Below are 20,713 nucleotides of genomic sequence, written 5' to 3'. Positions count from 1 at the left end.
ACCCCATTCTGTCTCGGACGTGGGCTCGCAATTCTCTACCGCAGTCTCGTTTTTGTGATCGCAAATATTTACAGCACGTTCGGTAACGCTCCGAAAGTCAGCCCCTTCAAGCCTGGAAGCTTACTCCCCTCGAAGCTTTTTCGCTATAGCATCGACTTTTCATGCCGCACGGTCTTGAAGACGATGCCCGTGACCAGATCGACAGCATGCTCCGCCAGGCCGGGTGGGCAGTGCAGCACCGAGACGACTATGATCCAGGAGCCGCCCACGGAATTGCCATTCGGGAATATCCTTTTGAGACTGGGCCGGCCGATTACCTGCTTGTAGTGGATCGAGAGGCGGTCGGCGTCATCGAGGCCAAGCCTGAAGGGACTCCGCTGGGCGGCGTGGCCGAGCAGTCTGAAGATTACGCCACAAGTGACCCAAAGAAGATTCCGGCTGCCGAAGAGCCCCTCCCGTTTGTGTACGAATCGACGGGGGTGGAGACCAACTTCCGGGACCTCCGAGACCCGAATCCGAGGGCCCGAGAGGTTTTCCACTTCCACCAGCCGGAGACGCTGGCCGACTGGATTGGGCAGGCAGAGACGCTCCGCAGGCGGCTCCAACGGATGCCGCCCCTCCAGCACGGGACCCTGCGGGACTGCCAGTATGAGGCCATCGAGGAGCTGGAGACGTCCTTCGCGGGAAACCACCCACGGTCCCTCGTGCAGATGGCCACCGGAAGCGGCAAGACGTTCATGGCCGTGACGGAGTGCTACCGCCTGCTCAAGCACGCAAAGGCCCGCCGGGTCCTCTTTCTTGTCGACCGCACCAACCTCGGAAAGCAGACGGAGAAGGAGTTTCAGCAGTACACGATCCCGGACACCGGGCGCGCCTTCACCCAGGAGTACAACGTCCAGCACCTTCAGTCCAGCACGATTGACGACGTGTCGGACGTGTGCATCACGACCATTCAGCGCGTCTACTCGATGCTGAAGGGCGGGGACCCCGACGACCTCGACGAAGACACCTCCGCCTTTGAGACAACGCCCACCGGCGTGATCCGGGACGTGATGTACAACGCGGAGGTGCCGCCGGAAACGTTCGACTTTATCATCGTCGACGAGTGCCACCGCTCGATTTACAACGTCTGGCGGCAGGTCCTGGAGTACTTCGATGCGTTTTTGGTGGGGCTCACGGCCACCCCCTCGAAGCAGACGCTGGGCTTTTTCCAGCAGCAACTCGTGAGCGAGTACCCATACGAGAAGTCGGTGGCCCACGACGTCAACGTCCCCTACGAGGTGTTCAAGATCCGCACGGAGATCACCGAAGAGGGCAGCTCCGTCGACGCCGGATACACCGTCGAGCAGCGGGAAAAGAAGACGCGGCAGACCCGGATGCAGGAGCTGGACGAGGAGCTGGAGTACGAAGGATCGGAGCTGGACCGTGACGTGGTCGCTCCCAGCCAGATTCAGACGGTGCTCTCTACCTTCCGGGACGAAGCAAGAAACCGGCTTTTCCCCGACCGGTCGATGTTTCCGAAGACGCTGGTGTTCACCAAAGACGACAACCACGCCGATGATGTCCTCCGCATCCTGCGGGAGGAGTTCGAAAAGGGCAACCGGTTTGCGAAGAAGGTCACCTACACGGTGCAGGACCCGGAGGACGTGATTCAGCAGTTCCGCAACTCGGTGTACCCGCGGGTCGTGGTATCGGTAGACATGATCTCGACGGGGACCGACGTGAAGCCCCTGGAGCTGCTGCTGTTTATGCGCAACGTCCAGTCCAGTGTCTACTTCGAGCAGATGCTGGGGCGTGGCACCCGCACCATCGATTCCTCGGACCTCCAGGCGGTGTCCGGAGAGGAAGCCTTGTCGAAGACCCACTTCGTCCTCGTCGACGCGGTGGGCGTCACCGAAAACAAGAAGACCGACGCAAACCCCTTGGACCGCGAGCCCTCGGCTTCCTTCGACCAACTGGTCCGCGGGGCCGTGGAGGGAAGCGCCCGGGACGAGGACACAATGTCCTCATTGGGAGACCGCTTTGCCCGCATGAACCGATCCCTGCAGCCGAAAGACCGGGAGGAGATCGAGGAGGAACTGGCCCGCAGCGCGGAGGAGCGCGGCCACGACACAGAGACGATGACCGGTCTCACAGAGGGATTCGTCACCGCCGCCGACTACGACGAGCAGCTGCGGCGAGCCCAAGAGAAGTTCGGCACGGAGGACCCGACGGAGAAGCAGATCGACGAGGCGACTGAGGAGCTGATCGATGAGGCCTGCAAGCCGATCGAGGATCCGGAGGTACGAGACACGATTCAACGGGTGCGGGAGCGAAGCTACGTCACGATTGATGACGTGAGCCGGGATGAAGTACTTGAGGTTGAACACGAGACGCCGGCCAGCGCGAACTGGGCCCACGACCGGATCGAGTCCTTCGAGCAGTTCATCGAGGAAAACAAGGACGAGATCACGGCGCTGGAGATCTTCTACGACCAGCCTCATGGGGACCGTCACCTCACCTTGGAGCAGATCCAGGAGCTGGCGGAGGCGATCAAGCAGCCGCCCCTGGAGACAACGCCGGAGGAGCTGTGGAAGGCCTACGCCCGGCTGGAGGAGGGCAAGGTCAAGGGCGCCGGAGAGGACCGCCTCCTCACCGATATCATCTCTCTAGTCCGCCACGCGATGGGGGAAGAGGAGGAGCTGGAGCCGTTCCGCGAGGAGGTTGAAGAGCGCTTCTACGCCTGGCTGGGCCACCAAGACCGACAGCAGAAGTTCACCGCCGAGCAGCTGGAGTGGCTGGAGATGATTAAGGAGCACCTCGCGGCGAACCTGACCATCGAGGAGGACGACTTTGAGTACTCCCCGTTTGAGGACAAGGGCGGGATCTACAAGGCCTACGCCCTCTTCGACGACGATGAGCTAGACGACATTCTCAACGAACTTAACGACGCTGTTGCGGCATGAGTCAAACCACTGAAGACCTTTTTGACTTCCCAGATTACTGGCCCTCAAAGAAGCTTGGGAAGATAGCAGGTATAATCAGTCCGGGCTTCCCCTGCGGTGATCATAATCAGGAGGGGGAGGGAGTGCCCCACCTGCGTCCGATGAACATCTCCGAGGATGGCGAGATCGACTTGTCGAAGGTAAAATACGTCGAAGAGGAGTATACTCCTTTGAGAGCTGGGGATGTCCTATTCAACAATACCAATAGTCCTAAGCTGGTTGGGAAGACAGCGCACATTGACTTGGATAGGGACTGGGCGCACTCAAACCACATGACTCGGATTCGGGATCTCGCAGACGGAGTTCACTCAAAATGGGTCGCCCATTGGCTTCAGTTCCTGTTTCGGGACGGGTATTTCAGAATGCACTGCCGTAACCATGTCAATCAGGCAAGCATTGGAGTGGGCTTTCTAGAAGGCAAAGTGGACGTCCCCATTCCACCTCTCTCCGAGCAACGCCGCATCATTGATAAAATCGAAGAGCTGTTCTCCAACCTCGACGCGGGGATGAGCGATCTCCAGACCGCCGATCGGCAGCTGGAGCGCTACCGCTTGAGCGTCCTTCAGGCTGCCGTCGAGGGTCGTCTTACCGCCGACTGGCGCCGCACCCACGACTCCGAGCCTGCCGATCAGTTGCTAGAGCGGATAACGGAGGAGCGGAGACAATTTTGGGAAAGTTGGTATCGATGGGAAAAATACGAGTCAAAAGGTAAAGAGCCTCCAAGTGGGTGGAAAAGCCGCTTCAAGACATACGATCAGCCTGATTCAGCAGAGCTGCCCGATGTCCCCTCAACTTGGGGATGGGTTCAAGTGCAGCAGGTGGGTCAAGTCCAATTGGGCCGTCAACGAGCTCCAGAATACCACGACGGAGAAAACATGGTACCCTACCTGCGGGTCGCGAACGTTTTTGAAGAGCGTATCGATACTAGTGATGTTAAAGAGATGCACTTCTCCGAGCGAGCATACAAGAAGTATAAGCTTGAGGAGGGCGATATCCTCCTCAACGAGGGACAGAGTCTTGAATTAGTTGGTCGCCCGGCAATGTATCAAGGGACCCCCCCTGACTGCTGTTTTCAAAACACACTGATCCGATTTCGGGGATATGAATCTTTAGACCGCCAGTACGCACTCCTCATTTTCCAAGGTTACATGCATACTGGGCGTTTTGCGGATGTGGCTAATCAAACAACCAGTGTTGCCCACCTTGGCTCCAGACGATTCAGCAAGATGCCGTTTCCACTTCCTCCACTGGCTGAGCAACGTGAGATAGTACAGGAAGCAGAGCGCCTGCTGTCCGTTGCTGACGACGTCGCAGATACCGCTGAACGAGAAAACGTTCGAGGTGAACGGCTCCGGCAAAGTATTCTCAAGCAAGCCTTCAGCGGCCAGCTGGTGCCGCATGAGGACGGTGCCCTGCCTCCTTCGGTCTACGGTACGACGTCGGAGGAGTCAGATACATCCAGAAACGACGGAGATTCGGACGTTGAGGATCTGATGGGCTCCGCAGACCCAAGCAAGCAAATTGAGATGGACTTGTAGAAAGCGAATCTCACCGCTGTCCCAACGGTACGACCAGATCCACTTTTACTCACACTTCTGTCCCGTGTCGCCGTGGACCACGTCCCATACGACATTGAGATGCGCGGGCTGGACGCCGAACCAGGGACCATCGACGCGATGGCTCTGCGTGACCTGCTTGACGCAATCATTGATGCTTCCGGACGGGTGCTCCGCCTATCCGTCGAGGGGAGAAGTACACGTCGGGGACGGAAACCGGACTGGATGACCGAGTCCACGCAGTTCCTGGTTACAGGACTGCAGGAAGGATCGACCGTCTTTCCAATTCGGGCCCCGCTTCTGAAAGAGACGGCAGAGGAGGCCGTACAGCAACAGGACTTTTGGCGATCCAAGCCCAACGGCGAGTGGACAGCGCTTACCCTGTTGGGGGATGCTTTGGACGACGTATTTGCTGATGACCGTGAAAGTCCCCGGTACGATAGCGGCGTGCTGTCTGCGATCGAGTCCTTTCAACGCGTGATCGAAAACGGTGAGACTCTTAGACTCCGCAACAAAAATACAGGGGAAGTTGCCTTCGATGTAAATCGCACCCACATCCAGCAAGCTCAAAGGCTCAAACAGAAGACCCCACCTCCATTTTCTGTCGTGCTCTCTGGGAGACTGGATGTGATTGAATACAGCCAACGCTCGTTCAAGCTCAAAACGGAAACAGGTGACACTATCCAAGGCGTGGTCCAGTCCACCGAAATAGGCGCCGAAAAGCTTGGTGATCTTTGGGGTAAGGAAGTCACGGTTCAAGGCCAAGCCCACTTCACTCCTGCTGGGTCGCTCCGTTTTGTGGATGCCCGTGCTCTCCGATCTGCTCAGACCGGAGACGATTTTTTCAAGCAATCGAGGACTGAAATTGAGGAAGAGGCATCCGAAAAGCAGCCGCTTAGCGAACGCGATTTATCACAGTTCGATGCTGGAGCCGATATAAAAAAGATCCGCGGGACTTGGCCTGGGGATGAGTCCATCGACGATATTCTCAGCGCGCTTGACTGATGCCTCTACATGTCTACTGGTTCGGACACCTATGTCCTCGATACCAACGTCTTTGTCGGCTACGTTCGAGACACTTCCTATAGTCGGCATATCGACCAGCAGCACGCTCCCCTTGAACGCAACAATATTGCGCTCGTCTCAGCGGTCACGAAAGGTGAGCTGCATTCCCTTGCGTACCAGTTCGATTGGGGGACCCGTAAGAAGGAAGAGCTCCAATACAAACTGGACAGCGTGAGCGTTGTCCCTCTCCAGTCAGGCGACCTGATTGGCCATTACGCTGAGATTGACGCCTATAGCCAGAACGCACTGCCAGGTCGAGAGATGGACGAATCCGACCGTAATATGGGAAAGAATGATGTCTGGATTGCGGCAACAGCGTCCGTTGTGGGCGCGACACTGATAACAACTGATGACGACTTCGATCACCTGGATGGCGAATTCCTCAACCGAATTTACGTCGATCCTGACGCTGAGTACGATCTTTAATTCACCAGGAACCCCCATAGGATGCCTGCCGACAGTCCACAAATCGTCCAACGCCTCTGGAATTTTTGCGATGTCCTTCGGGACGATGGCGTCAGCTACGGCGACTACGTCGAGCAATTGACGTACCTCCTGTTCCTCAAGATGGACCAAGAGCGCCGGGAGCTCGGCAAAGAGTCGTCTATCCCCGACGAATACCGGTGGGAGCGCCTTCTGAAGGATGAGGACGGCAATAAACTCAAGGGCGAGGCCCTGCAGAGCCAGTACCGCCGTACCCTACAGGAGCTCCAGACGCAGGGCGGAATGATTGGGATCATCTTCGGCAAGGCCCAGAACCGAATTCAAAACCCTGCCCGTCTGCGCCGTCTCATCGACTACATCGACGAAGAGACGTGGATGGGCCTCGACGTAGACGTGAAGGGCGACATCTACGAGGGCCTTCTGGAGAAGAACGCTCAGGACACCAAGAGCGGAGCTGGGCAGTACTTCACTCCGCGCCCACTGATCAAGGCGATGGTCGATGCCGTCGACCCTGGGCCCGACCAGACGATTGCTGACCCTGCGGCTGGAACCGGTGGGTTCTTCTTGGCCGCAAAAGATCACATCACCGATGGCCACAGTCTCACCCGCGATCAGAAGGAGGACCTGCGGGAGGAAACCTTCCAGGGCCGAGAAATCGTCGACAACACCGCTCGGCTCTGCACGATGAACCTGTACCTCCACGGCATTGGGCCAACGGAGATCAGCGACAGCGAGGATCCACCCGTGGTCGTGGAAGATTCCCTTGTGAGCCAGCCGGACGATCGGTATGACCTTGTGCTCACGAATCCACCGTTTGGCAAGAAGGCCAGCTTCACGGTCCTCAACGAGGAGGGGGAAAGCCAGAAGCAGACCCTAACCTACGAGCGAGATGACTTCTGGACGAGCACGTCCAACAAGCAGCTCAACTTCCTCCAGCACGTCGCCAACATGCTGTCCATCGGGGGGACCGCCGCCATCGTGGTCCCGGACAACGTGCTGTTTGAAGGCGGGGCTGGAGAAACGGTCCGAAAGCGGCTTCTGAACCAGTACGACGTGCACACGCTCCTGCGGCTGCCCACGGGCATCTTCTACGCCCAGGGGGTGAAGGCCAACGTCCTTTTCTTCGACCGGAAACCCGCCAGCACGACCCCTTGGACGGAGACGCTCTGGATCTACGACCTCCGGACCAACAAGCACTTTACCCTGAAGCGGGACCCGATGACGTATGAGGACCTGACCGACTTTCTGGAGTGCTACAACCCGGAGAACCGCCGTGACCGGGAAGAGACCGAACGGTTCAAGGCCTACGAGTACGACGAACTCATCGAGCGGGACAAGACGAACCTTGACATCTTCTGGCTTAAGGACGATAGCCTGGAGGACACCGAGAACCTCCCGGAGCCCGATGTGCTGGCCAGCGACATCGTCGAGAACCTCGGGGCGGCGCTAGAGCAGTTTCGAGGGGTCCAGGAAGAACTGGAAGAGTCCACCGTCGGATCAGAGATTTGATTTGACGAGCCTAGGTAGTTTCTGGTCGTGCGAAGGTAGGAGGTCTCCAAACGCTCTTCCACCGATAGGTAAAGGCAAATCTAGGGGGAGTCGAGGCCTGACCGGATAACAGTTAGGACTTAGTCGCGGCTCACAGGGCCGATTTTTTGACGATCGATGATGAGTTCTTCTTCCATCAGAGCAGGCCCCCTTCCATCTGATACTAACTGGTAAGCTCAACTCAGACTACCTTCATGAACGACGTTTCCCTTCCTCCCCCCTTAAATCAAGACTTCGCTGACCACGGTGGTCACTCTATCACTCTCATCTTGGGAGCGGGGTGTTCTTTCGATGGCCGAACTGACCTTCCCCTGTCGAAAGCAGTATCACAGCGTGTCTACCAAGAGTTGGTGGATGATGGTTACTTGGAAGAAGACTTCTGCGATGACCCTTCAGATCTTTCTGAGGTGGCAGAAGCTGTATCTCAAGTAACGGGGGGTCTGGAGCCGATTGTTGGGCACATCCGTCAACGGTTTTTGCACGTCGATGCCAACGAAGGGCATCAGATTGCTGCAGCAATGATGCGGGAAGGCATTATCTCTTGTGTCATCACCCTCAATTACGATGATGCGATGTCACAGGCACTCGGTGACGTCAGTGGTCAGGAAGTAAGTGAGATTCGCAGTGTGAGTACGCAGTCCGACTTTGGGGATATCAACCTCGTGTACCTCCACGGAAAGGCAGACGCGGACAATCCCAACGACTTGGTCATGCGGACCGGTCAGCTCAATAATTGGCAAGAAACGTGGGGAGAGGCTATTGTCCAGTCTCAACTGATCCGTTCGTCAACCGTGTTTGCTGGATTAGGCACTCCTGTGAAGGTGCTTACTGAGACGGCAAAGAAGTTACACAACACGTTCAGCTCCGCTTCGACGTTTTACCAGGTCGATCCCAGCCCATACGAGCAGGAGAATGAGGATGGCGAATTGGAAAAAGCCCCGTTAGCGGATGCGATAGGCATTCAAGAGGGCCAGTACGTTTCGTGTGGATGGAACGCGTTCATGAGGAAGGCGGGAAAGCGTGCCCTGATCCGACAAGTTCGCGATCTATGTAACGAGTGCGCAGACATGGCTTGGAATGATGAGAGAGCACTCTTCGACGCTATGGATCCTGAGGAGCAAACCGACCTCGAGGAAAGAATCAAGTCGTACCTCCATTCAGGTTCAACCTCTTTTCTTGATCTAGGAAGATTACGTGCTCACTGGTTCCTGATGTCGGAGAAATACACACCTCACAACCAGAACTTGGTTGCTCGCTGGGTCGGACGGCTCCTCCTGGCCGTGGACTTCGTCGCACGACGATACGATTTTGATCAGGTAGTCTTTCGTCCATCAGATGGGTCTGTAGAATTCAGTAGATCTGGCAATCCTCGGTCCGTCGTCGCTCGTCTGTTTCACGGTCGCGGGGATAGGGGATGGTCGCACGTGGATTCCAAACTCACTTCTACCTCGACCTCAGCGATTGAATCAGTAAACCAGGCTACTTGCGTGCTTGGGCGGGGATTAGACGGAGATCCGCAGAATATTGCGCCCCCTTCTGATCTGACCAACCCTGATGCCTCAAAAGATAGACAGAGCATCTCAGATTCCACTCCGTACCCCACACGAGTCGACACGCACAACCTTCAAGAGAAAACAGATGAACTCGATTCTGTATTCGAGATCGATTCCTGATGGTCTGATACGTTAAAGCTATACATTCAGCGATCCACTCTTACCTATGGCTTACCTTTATCATGACTTCCCTTAAAGACACTCAGGTTTTGGCCGGCGTCCGTGAAGTGCTCCACGAGAACGGCTTTGAACGCGGCGAAACCCCGAGCGAGTGGGGGACGAAAGACCGCTCTGCGTTTGTCTTTGAGGACGAGTATAGCATTGTCGGTGCCGTACTGTACTCCACTTGCGACGAACTCATCCACGATTGGCCCCACGATCAGGATGCACTGAGCAGCAAAATTTCCGAGCACTTTGGCCGTGGTGAAGCAAAATCTTCGGATGGATACCTCGTGCTTATGACCAGTGGACTCCCCGAAGACGAGCAGCGTGAAGCCCTAACTCGTATCCGCTACGACACCTCTCGCCTTCGAAAACTCGTCGCCACGGGTGAAGACCTGTCGCATAAAAATGATATTGCAAAACTACTACTACCCGTCCTTCCTCTTGAGATTGGTGGCAGCGACGACGTTCCTTCTTCCGGACTCGACGAACTACCGTCTCTACTCGACCTTCCTGAAGAAGCGACCCGAGTGCTGATAGATGCATATCGAGAGCAAGCGCCTCTACTTGAAGCACTTCATGACTACACCCAAAACCGATGAGAATCACTGGGCTCGACATTCAAGGCTTTCGTGCCTTCACCGAAGACCACTCGTTCGATCTGGACGCTGACGTTATTCTGTTCACTGGGGCGAACGGACGGGGGAAAACTTCGGTCTTCGACGCCATGCTATGGGCTCTCACTGGATCGCTTCCACGTTTGGAATCGAAGAGCGACGACGTGCCCGTAACGTCGCTGTATTCGAGCAGCGAGTTCGCACGAGTAGAACTCCAGCTTTCCGACGACAAGGACTCCTTTCAGATCGTTCGGAGTGACGATTCTAACGGAACTCAGGTAACCATTCGCACTGATGACGATGTGATCGCAGAAGGAAGAAATGCGACTTCGTGGCTGCGCGACCGACTTTGGCCGCAGGCTCAGTTGGCTGAAGACTCGCACGAGGCTTTCTCCCGTGCTTTCACGCGAAGCGTGTATCTCCAGCAGGATCTCGTTCGCCAGTTTGTCGAAGCCGATACGGAAAAGCAACGGTTTAAAGTTGTTAGCGAACTGGTTGAAGCAGGTCGTATAGGAGAGCTCAACACGACTCTAGACAACCAGCGCTCCAATTGGTCGAAAGAAATCAACCAACGAAAGGAGAACCTTAAAGAGAAACGACGCGCTCTCGAAGATGCGAAAAATGACCGCGACGATCTGGGTGAACCAGAGACTGAAGACTTAGAGGACTTTCGACAGAAGTGGTCTGAGTGGTGGACCACTGCGGGAAAGCTCGGGGTCGATCGGAATCCCCCGGCGGTTGATGATTCGGACGCCTCCTCGGCAATTGATGAGGCAATTAAAACCCTAAGTACTCTTCGCCGGCAGTCAGATCGCCGGCTCTCGGAGGCTTCAAACCGAATTGAAGATGCTAAAGAGCTCCCCGATGAGGACAATCTTCCGGACCTCAAGGCGCTGAAATATGCTCTTTCCGATGCTCAGGCTGAGAAGGAAGAAGCGGAAGCGGCCGTCGAAGAGGCGCGAGAAGCTGCAGCTGAACGACGTAAGCAGCAGATTAAAGAGCAGGAAGAAACCCAGGAACTCGCCACGCTTGCCGAAATCGCTCTTCGACATGTTGACGAACGCTGTCCGGTTTGTCAGCAAGCCCACGACCAAGAAACGACACGACAACACTTAGAGACTCTTATCAAAAGAGCTCGGGAGATTAACGGGGAGCCCGATGATGAAAATGAAACCCCGGACTTCCTCGAAGCTGCAATCAACCAACTTGACCAAGCTGAAAACGCTGTCTCCGAAGCGGCAGAGAAGCTGGACGAAGCGCAAGCCCAACACCGGAAAGCTGAGCGCATCGAAGGAGATATCCGAGAGTGGCTGGATGAAAACGACGTATCCGTTCGCAACGACGAGTCGCTCAGTGATAGTTTGCGCCGTGCTCGCCAATCTCTGGAAGAACGCGTCGAAGCGCTTTCTGATCATGCCCAAAACGGAGAGTCACTCTCACTTCGACTCGCAACCATTGCCCAAGAGTCTCGACGTGAAGAAATCGAAAGCCGAATTGAATCTCTCCAGGAACAGGTCGACGAGACCGAGTCGGGGATCGATGCGATGATGGAGACGCGTGATCTTGCTAACAAATATATCGATCAACTCCAGAAAGCAACCGAGGAATTTGTAAAGCAGCGCCTCAACAGCGTGAGTACCCTACTTCAAAAGATCTACTCAAAAGTCAGTCCACATCCTACGTTCCGCAATATTCGCCTCACGCCAAGCTTTGCATACAATCGCGGTCGCCTCAATCCCTATGTCTCCGATCGCGATCGTGACTTTGACGATCGCGATCCGTTTTCCGTCATGTCGAGTTCGCAGATTAACGTCGTCGCGCTCTCGATTTTTTTTGCTCTCAACCTTGGGGTGCAAAACATTCCTCTGAAGGCACTCATGCTCGACGACCCGCTGCAGAGCCTAGACGACATCAACCTCCTCGGGCTCATGGACCTGATTCGCCGTTCCCGCGAGCACAGACAGATAATCTTGTCAACTCACGATAGCCGTCTCGCCAATCTCCTTAAGCGCAAGCTTCGTCCTGTCAAGCCACACCACACCACTAGTGTTTTCCATTTCCGTGACTGGACGCGCAAAGGACCGATTATCCGCGAGTCTCAAATTGAGCGCGAGAAATCTCCTGTGCGCCTTGTGCCCGCTTGATGGCGCGACGGCTCTGTTCCTACAGCTGTTACAGGTGGTGCCCTGGACCGATACCCAAGCGTTCGGCGATTGAATATAGCCTACGAGGGATACTGAGACTCGCACGACCTGCTCAATCTTGAGACTTTCTATTCTTGTATATCAAGATATATGAAGCAAAACTCAGACCGGTGTGGTCGAAGGCATATGAAGAGGAGCCATCCTAATTTCGGGAAAATAGACTGAGCACGAAGAAATCTTGTCTGTTAGAGAATTTGACTTCGATAGGCATTAGAAATAGCCTATCTATTTCGCTCTCTCTGCAGACTGTGAAATCACCCTGAGCAGTTTCACGGACGGGGGCCTCTCATCCGGGAAGTTTCAACTGGTGAAGCATCAACTGTCGAAGCGTCAACTGGTCAGTCGGCAGTGAGCCCCCCCGGTACTTCGCAAGGCGCTCGGTGTCTTCCGCTGTGACTATCTTCAGGCGCGTCACGTCCGTATTGTCCTCCAAGTCCACGGGTTTTGACCTGCCGGGCAATGGGATGCTGGCCGGCGCGCCTGGCAAACTCTCGGTAATGCTCCCCGTCCTGTTTGGTGACGTGGCGAGGCTCCTCGATGACCTCGCCCGGGTAGCCCCGTTCCCGCAAATCGTCGAAGCGTAAGCGGGTATTCTCGACGAGGTCGTGTAGAACTCCGGCCATCACCGCCTCTTCGGTCGCTTGGGCCTGCGTCACGGGAAGGAGATGCTGGCACCTCGGGCGCGTGCGTCGAACTGCAGACAGCCCGTCGGACACTGGTAGAGCATGGCTTTCTGTGACCGCCCCGGTTCTTATTGCTCTGGCTCTTATTTGACGGCTCTTATTTGGGTAGCATAGTGGCCTCGAACAGGCTCCTGGCGTGAGCCGTGGAGAAGGACGTGGTGCCGATCGAACAGTTTTTTTCGAAACCATGCAAGCCCAACGTAGGAAAAAGAATAGGGTATCTTCTGGATGACCCAAAATTGCATCTCTCTCCCCTTACTCCTTGACAAGCATCGTTTTATGCGAACGTTAACCGCGACGCTCACCATACTTCTCCTTTCGGTGGGGCTCTCCCATGCACAAGACGTAGAGGTGGGCCTCCGGGGAGGCACCAACTACTCCACTTTCAAGGGAGACACCGGCGCGATTAACCAACAGGAGGGTGCATCTGGCGAATACAGCCGCGTTTTTGGGGTTCGAGTTGGAGGTTTTCTCCGCTTCAGCGTAAGCGAATCCTTTTCTGTCCGCACAGAGGTCGGGTATTCTCAAAAGGGAAGCGATCTCGATCTTGAGACGGAAGGACGAACAGCGAATGGTCAGTTCGTTCGCGTTACCTCTGACTTCAGCCTCAGATACGACTACCTGGACGTTCCAGTGCTGGCGGAATACAGTTTCAAGACAGGCAGCCGGGTTCGACCGCAAGTCTTTGCGGGGCCATCGATCGGCTTTGCCCTTAGCTCGAACCTCGATTCGGAGATCACGACCACAGCATTCAACCGGTTCGGACAGGAGCAAGAGATAAACGCCGGAGCCGACGAGCCGGAGAGCCCAGACATCGAGACCACAGACGTCGGGGCCGTTATCGGAGGAGGCGCCTCATACGTCCTCGACTCTGGGGACTCGCTCTTTCTGGACGTGCGCTACAACCCTAGCTTCACCGCATTCAATTCCGACAGCGCATCAGACGTCAACCAGAGCATAGAGCTTGAGAATGAGGCAATTACCGTGGGGGTCGGGTACTCATTTTCCCTCTAACCACCACTTTTACTGGCCACTTCTGACACGCTACCATCTTCCCGTCAACGCCGCCAGCGATCGCTCCAGAGAGATTCAGGCCCAGCTCTTGCTGCCTCTTCTTGCTGTCTCTCTCCAAGGATGCTGAAGGACGGTGGAGTGGCTTCAGAAGATTTGCCAAAACCGATTGTATCAGACCCGGCGGCGGCGCGCGGCCAGTGCAGCCCCGGCAGTCGGCTGGCGGGAAGACTCCGGCTCCCTGATCGAATCATTCCCAAGCCTAGTCTTTGTATTGTGCCGAATGCCCAGCATGGAGCACAAAAAGTGTCCAAAAGCCAAGGACGGAGCCAGAGATGACCCGAGCCACAGCCATCCTCCCTTTCGCTGCAGTCTTGCTGGTCGGAATGCTGACCGGATGTGACCAATCTCCAGGCGGAAGCTCCGATCAGCCTGCAGATGAGGAGCCGGCCACGAGCAGTTGCATCACCTCTGGGACAGGCGGTGCCATTCAGTCTGCGCTCAATGGCGGCGGGGATGCCGTGCTTTGCAAAGGCGCGGAGTTCGAGGTCAGTCAGCAGCTGGACTACACCAGCGATGGGCAAAGCATCTACACGGAGGGTCGGCCATCGGGTGAAGAGCGAGCGGTACTGAAAATCAGTTCGTCTGATCTAACGAGTGTGATCAGAGAAACCGATCAGACCGATGTGGCGATCGAAAGCGTGATCGTAGATGGGAATCGGCCGGAGTATGGATACAAAGATGGGGAGGCCCTCCTGATTTTTGGGCGTGATGCCCGGGGCGCAGTGGTCAAGAACGTGAAGGCGAAAAACACGAGGAGCTGGTCTACGCTTCAACTTCCGGAGTGGGGTGGAAGCTGCCGGAATATCACCGTCAGAAGCAGCACGTTCGGGCCTGCCGGGACAGCTGATGGGAGGTGGGCGGACGGCATTTCTCTTTCTTGCGAGGATTCCGAAATAGTAGGGAACCGAATTGTCGACGCTACTGATGGCGGGATCGTCATCTTCGGGGCAGCCGGCTCAGCGGTGAAGGACAACACGATCATTGCCGAGAACAGGACGCTTCTCGGAGGCATCAACATGGTGGACTACGGCAACGATGGGAATGCCGTCCACAGTGATTACAGCGGGACGGTGGTTGAAGGAAATACCATCGACGCGCGGGGAGCTCTGATCAAAATTGCCTTGGGAATGGGACCTTCCGCCTGGAACTGGTGTCATCACGCCGGCGACCGCAACCGGGGAGCCACGGTGAAAAACAACGTCTTGGAGGGCAGCCGCATGGGATACGGGTTCGTGGTAGACGGCGTGAAAAACTGGACGGTCACTGGAAACAGCGACAACTCCTCGCATGTCGGCACGCCAGGCACCGGGTGTGCAGGAAACAGGATGCCCGAGCCGAAGGGCTTTCTGATTAACCGAGGCCGGAGCGCGGGAACGTTTCAAGACTCGTTTCAGGACCCAGGCATTCCGCTCCACGGTGGGCTCGAAGTGAGCACCGGCGGAAGCTAATCGGTGCTTGGTCCCGTCAGGCACTTCGCGGGCCTAACTCAAAAAGGGTAGTGTCCTGAAGAGACGAGCTTCCGCGCCCAGAGCGGCCAGGAGCGGCCCGAGAAGCCGAAGATGGAGGACCGGACGGAGGCGCTCAACATCGACGTGATGGACGTTTTTCTCTCAGGCCTGACCCAGGAGCAGATCGACGCCTTGAGCCAAGAGCGGTTGGATAAGCTTCACAAGCGGGCCGCCAAGCAGGCTGAGCAGGAGGTCCCAAACCAGTCGAAGTCCACGGGGCAGTCGATCACCCTTCAGCGGATGAAAACCCTCTGTGAGAGCTTCTGTGCCCGCTTCGAGTAAGTATTTAACTTGTCGCTTCTCTTCAACCTGTCGCTTCGGAGAGACCCTCAAGATCGGAGTTGCATCAGGGCCCGAAAACTGTATACTTGCGTTTTGCTAGATCTGCAGTTTGAGCAAGCGTAGGGGCAGATTGAGCACCGCTGCCCAAATCCTTTAGTGGAGATTTTTTATTTCGGCAATCTTTTGGATATAATGCAAGTCCGGATTGACGCAATTCTCTGACTATACCTGTGCTGAAGTAATTAATGGCCGTAAAAAAGTGACCTCAAGGGCTATGCAGAGTGCAGGCGTTTCACGAATTCCGACATCCGATGTAGGCGAGTGCGTATATCGTCACCTCTTGCTTCGCGTAGCTTCGACTGCACAACTTTAGCATCTATGACGCGCTTTCCGCGCCTCTGCGCCCTTTTCCTCACCGCGGTAATTTGTAGCCTTGCTGTCTCCGCAACACCGGCCCTCGGACAAACTGACGCGGAATGGGAACTAGTCCGCGCCGACGGCCCGACTCAAAAATCTTGGGTAGAGCAGAAAGGCCACGAGCGGAGGCGAGGCCAAGCTGCGCTTGACATGCGTCCTTTAGAAAGCGGCTCCGTTCGAGAAGGAGACCAAGTTCAGTTGTCGTTATTTCAAGACCAATACACTGGCACCGTCACGGACGTGACTGAGGATGTGCCCGGCGTCACGCAGGTGCGTGGTAATCTCGATAGCGGAAAGTGGGGATACTTCGTCCTGTCCTACCGGGAAGGGCGCACGCGCCTTTTAGCACGCCCCATCGGCCAGCACCGTGGAGCCTTCGAGGTCCACTACAACTCTGCCCGAGACACCCACATGCTGGTTGAGCACGGGCCGGAAGTCTACGAGCAGGGTCTCCAGGACGACGCGATCCTTCCCCCTGAGTCGGACTCGGGGAGGGGTAAGGAAGAAGAGATTGGGGGGGCAGGGCCTCGCGAGTCCTATAATTCCTCCTCAGCACGTGCCTCGAAGGACTCTTCCGAGCTTGACGTGATGGTCGTATATACCCCTGTTGCAGCAGCAGAGGCTGAAGAGCGGGGCGCAGACATCGATTTTGCAATTTCGCAGGCGGTGGGAAACGCTCGTGAGACGATTGAAAACACGGAAGTGGAATTAAAGCTCAATCTGGTCCATCACCAGGAGGTTCAGTACGAGGGGTCTGGAGATAAAGCTGCCGACCTGAGACGCCTGACCGACTCGCACACGCAGGATTTTGTGAACGGCGAGTATATGAGTGAGGTGCACCAGTGGCGACATGAGTACCAGGCAGACTTGGTGGCCTTGCTCATCGATTACGGCGGTGGAATAGCCTGGTCCCCCCCCAACTGGGATCGGTCTGGTAACGCTAGACTTGGGTTCTCTGTCACAAGTGTCCGCTCCATTTTTCTTTCTACGCACACGTTCATCCACGAGCTTGGTCACAACACGGGGATGGCTCACAGTCGCATGCAGGACGCTAATGCGGCAGGTGAAGATGGAGGACGCACCGAGTATGCGGCCGGCTGGCGGTGGATCTACAACGACGACCCGTATGTATCGGTCATGTCCTACAATCGCTTCGAAGAGGTTTACGCCACTAGAGTCCCGACTTTTTCCAGTCCTGAACTGCTCTACAGGGAGGAGGTGCCAGTAGGCTCCGATGGAGAGACCGGAGACGCATCCTGGGGCGTCTCGGTCCATGAAAAATTCGGCCCTGCCGACAACCGCACAAGCCTGCAAGAGGTCATGGCCCCTCTCACTTCGCAAGGTACCTCGCCGTACGTCACGCCCGACGTAGCGCTCCCCGGCGCGGTTGTAGGAAATCCACCTGCAGATACTTTGGTGCTCCCGCTCCGTAGCACCGGAAATGCGGCACTCACGGCCCAGGTGGATCTCAAGGGGCCAGGCGCCGAGCACTTTGAGGTGCTCTCTTCTGGACAAATCGAAGTGCCTCCCGGCGAGAAGGACTCTACCCGGGTCCAGTACGACCCGGAGACGCCTGGCGGGCATGAAGCCACTCTCGAGATCGTACACAATGCCTCAAACGAGAAAAGTCCGCTTGAGGTGGATCTTGAAGTCACGGGCTCAAATGTGTTCGTCACGACCTGGAAGACGACCTCTCCAGACTCATCGGTCACGATTCCCACTGCGCAAAGCGCCTCCGACTACGACTTTCAGATCAAGTGGGGAGACGGGACGACCGAGACCTACTCCGGAGCGGACCCGGATCCCAGCCATTCCTACAAGGAGGCTGGGAGATATACGGTCGAGATCAGCGGCACATTTCCGCGGATCTACCTCAACGCGAACTCTGGTGGCGAGGACCAGGCCAACGCCCGACGGCTCCAGTCGATTGAACAATGGGGAGACATCCAGTGGGAGAGTATGGGAAGGGCTTTCTCAGGAGCAGAGAACATGATTTATAATGCGGCCGACACCCCGGACTTGTCTGGGGTGACCGATATGGCCTACATGTTCAATGGCGCCACCAGCTTTAACGGGGACATCGGCGACTGGGATGTCTCCAACGTGACTGATATGTACGGCATGTTCGCCGGCGCCACCAGCTTCAACCAGGACATCGGCAACTGGGATGTCTCCAACGTCACCAACATGGGCCTCATGTTTAGAGGTGCCAGCAGCTTCAACCAGCCGGTCGGCTCCTGGGACGTCTCCAGCGCAACCAGAATGTTCGTCATGTTCGCCAATGCCAGCAGTTTCAACCAGCCGCTCAACGACTGGAATGTCTCCAATGTGAACAACATGCTCGCCATGTTCAGCGGCGCTAGCAGCTTCAACCAGCCAATCGGCTCTTGGGATGTCTCTAGCGTGACTAACATGTCTGGCATGTTCGCCAGGGCCACCAGCTTCAACCAGGACATCGGCGACTGGGATGTCTCCAGTGTGACAAACATGGATCGAATGTTTAACGGCGCTACCGCCTTCGATCAGAGTCTTGCTGAATGGGATGTCTCAAGTGTTGATGACTCCAGGGACTTTGCCAATTCCTTCGAGAACTTCCTGGGCGGGGGGGCAAAGCTCTCCCCGTCAAACTACGACGCACTTCTGACCGGGTGGGCCCAGTTGGACCTAACCGACGGCCTGACATTTGACGCCGGCCAGAGCCAATATACCTCAGGCGCGGAATCGGCCCGCCAGTCGATCATCGAGAAAGAGGGCTGGACGATCAACGACGGAGGTCTTACTGAACGGGTATCACCATCAGCGCCGAGTGGGCTGACAGCCACCGTGGAGAGCCAGCAGGTACTCCTCTCCTGGAACTCAGTCATGACTGATGATCTGGCCGGCTACCGCCTGTACCGCTCCGCGGGCCAGGCGCCGGACACAAGCGGCGCGGGGCTCACTGAGGGCCTGATCTCGGAGACAGACTTCACCGACACCACCGCCACCGAAAACCGCACGTACCGCTATGGGGTGACCGCCGTCGACGCGTCCGGTAGTGAGAGCGCCCTTTCGAGCGAGGTCAACGCCTTCCTCTACCCGCAGGAGGTCACCGCTTCCGCCAGCCGCACGTTTGGCGGGGCCACCGACTCGACCAGCTACCGGCTGGTGGCCCTTCCGGGTCAAGCTGATCGCCCCTTGGCCGACGCCGTGAGCGGGGAGGCCGGCAGCCAGTGGCAGGCCTACTACGATGATGGGACCGAGGGGGACTTTCTGCAGAAGTACGACGGGTCCGGCAGCTTCACCTTCCAGGCGGGCAACGGCTTTTGGCTGACCGCCACCAGCGAGTGGACCTTCGAGGAGCCGATCCCGACGGTGGACCTGCGGGGAGACTCCGCCACGGCGATTGGGCTGCGGGAAGGTTGGAACGTCGTGTCCAATCCCTTCGGCAAGGACGTGAGTTGGGCCGCCGTCGAAGATGCGACCAGCGGGGATCTGCAGCCGATCTGGTCGTTTGGCGGGACATTCGACTCGACGGCCACCTTCGCCTCGGCGGCCACCGGCGAGGCCTACTACTTCTTCAACGGCGAGAGCGAACGGGACTCACTGGTGATTCCCTACCCCGGCGCGCCGGGAAGCGCGGCCTCATCCGAGATGTCGAAGGAGAAGGAGGGGGAGTCGGCGATGCTGTCCCTCACGGCGACGCCGGCCCGCGCGGAAGGTGCAGGCTCGACCGTACAGGTGGGACTTCGCGAGGGCGCAGAGCCGGGGATCGGTCCGGAGGACTTGATCGCCCCGCCGAGCCGATTTGCAAAAACGAGCCTACGGATCAGGGCCTCCGAGGAAGACCTTGGGGAAACCTCCGAGGGGGCCTCGGGCAAGGCCGAGTTGAAGCGTGCACGCGTCCTCATGGCCGAGCGCCGGCCGGTGGAGGGCGATGGGGAGACCTTTGCCTTGCGCCTGTCAAGCCAGGCTGGCGGCCCGATCACGCTTGCCGCGGGGCACCTCGGCGCGGTCGAGGGGCGGTCGGTAGCCCTCCTCCACCCTGCGGCCGGAAAAACCTACGACTTGCGGAAGGAAGAAGCCGCCAAGGTCAAGTTGGAAGGCAAGACTGCTCAGCTCAAGCTTGCGGTCGGCACCGACGGCTACGTCGAGGGTGAGACGGATAAGGTCCTTCCCGATGAGGTGAGTCTAACGTCCTACCCGAACCCGGCCCGGAGGCAGGCGACCGTCGAGTACGCCCTGCCGGAGGCCGAGGAAGTCAGCCTGCAGGTCTACGACGTGCTCGGCCGGCGGGTCGCCACTTTGGAAAGCGGCCAGAAAGAGGCCGGGCGTCACCGGGTAGACCTCCGAGCCAGCCAGCTCTCCAGCGGGGTCTACTTCGGACGGCTCAAGGCTGGCGGCAAGACCCGCACCCAGAAGATCACCGTCGTGCGCTGAGGCGCTTTTCGCTTCACTCTCTCGACCGGCTCGTCTTACTGACGAATTTGTCTCACAGACTATGACTTCACCATCCGGCTGGTTGCTTCTTGAGAGCAGGACTGATGCAGGTCGTCTTCCCGTACTTTTCCTTACGGTGATCCTTGCCTTAACGCTTCCTGCCTGCAGCGGAGGCGGCTCCAATGGCGGGAACGGGCCAG

General features: G+C 57.1%; 12 protein-coding genes. All 12 read left to right on the top strand.

All coding sequences use genetic code 11. The features are described from left to right. Positions 1–161: 161 nt before the first annotated feature. Positions 162–2,945: a type I restriction endonuclease subunit R gene (locus tag OJB03_RS14960; protein ID WP_263788829.1), complete on the top strand. Its 2,784-nt coding sequence runs from the start codon at positions 162–164 to the stop codon at positions 2,943–2,945. Further along, positions 2,942–4,522 (top strand): restriction endonuclease subunit S, encoded by a 1,581-nt coding sequence (locus OJB03_RS14955; RefSeq protein WP_263788828.1) that lies wholly within the window; start codon positions 2,942–2,944, stop codon positions 4,520–4,522. The genes OJB03_RS14960 and OJB03_RS14955 overlap by 4 nt, the downstream gene beginning before the upstream one ends. A 72-nt stretch (positions 4,523–4,594) precedes the next feature. Continuing rightward, positions 4,595–5,545 (top strand): hypothetical protein, encoded by a 951-nt coding sequence (locus tag OJB03_RS14950; protein ID WP_263788827.1) that lies wholly within the window; start codon positions 4,595–4,597, stop codon positions 5,543–5,545. 9 nt (positions 5,546–5,554) lie between these two features. After that, a complete protein-coding gene (locus tag OJB03_RS14945; protein ID WP_263788825.1) occupies positions 5,555–6,031 on the top strand; it encodes a PIN domain-containing protein in 477 nt (158 codons plus the stop codon). A gap of 21 nt (positions 6,032–6,052) precedes the next feature. Next, positions 6,053–7,558 carry a type I restriction-modification system subunit M gene (locus OJB03_RS14940; RefSeq protein WP_263788823.1) on the top strand — a complete coding sequence of 502 codons (1,506 nt, stop codon included), beginning with the start codon at positions 6,053–6,055 and terminating at the stop codon, positions 7,556–7,558. Between the two features lie 233 nt (positions 7,559–7,791). Further along, entirely contained in the window at positions 7,792–9,270 is a 1,479-nt protein-coding gene (locus OJB03_RS14935) for an SIR2 family protein (protein WP_263788821.1), read from the top strand. A 62-nt stretch (positions 9,271–9,332) separates the two neighbouring features. Continuing rightward, positions 9,333–9,914: a hypothetical protein gene (locus tag OJB03_RS14930; protein ID WP_263788819.1), complete on the top strand. Its 582-nt coding sequence runs from the start codon at positions 9,333–9,335 to the stop codon at positions 9,912–9,914. Continuing rightward, positions 9,911–12,073, top strand: a complete 2,163-nt coding sequence (locus OJB03_RS14925) for an AAA family ATPase (RefSeq protein WP_263788817.1) — start codon at positions 9,911–9,913, stop codon at positions 12,071–12,073. The genes OJB03_RS14930 and OJB03_RS14925 overlap by 4 nt, the downstream gene beginning before the upstream one ends. 1,022 nt (positions 12,074–13,095) lie before the next feature. Continuing rightward, complete coding sequence (locus OJB03_RS14920; protein WP_263788815.1) at positions 13,096–13,830, top strand: porin family protein; 735 nt, start codon at positions 13,096–13,098, stop codon at positions 13,828–13,830. A gap of 518 nt (positions 13,831–14,348) precedes the next feature. Next, on the top strand, positions 14,349–15,338 hold the full coding sequence (locus tag OJB03_RS14915; protein WP_263788813.1) for a right-handed parallel beta-helix repeat-containing protein: 990 nt from the start codon (positions 14,349–14,351) through the stop codon (positions 15,336–15,338). 111 nt (positions 15,339–15,449) lie between these two features. After that, positions 15,450–15,680 (top strand): hypothetical protein, encoded by a 231-nt coding sequence (locus tag OJB03_RS14910; protein WP_263788812.1) that lies wholly within the window; start codon positions 15,450–15,452, stop codon positions 15,678–15,680. 567 nt (positions 15,681–16,247) lie between these two features. Next, positions 16,248–20,513 (top strand): BspA family leucine-rich repeat surface protein, encoded by a 4,266-nt coding sequence (locus tag OJB03_RS14905; protein ID WP_263788810.1) that lies wholly within the window; start codon positions 16,248–16,250, stop codon positions 20,511–20,513. Positions 20,514–20,713 lie beyond the last annotated feature (200 nt).

This window comes from Salinibacter grassmerensis, assembly GCF_947077765.1.
Classification (GTDB): domain Bacteria; phylum Bacteroidota; class Rhodothermia; order Rhodothermales; family Salinibacteraceae; genus Salinibacter; species Salinibacter grassmerensis.
The sequence above is the reverse complement of the archived record's forward strand: the minus strand, read 5'-3'. Positions and strand labels throughout refer to the sequence as shown.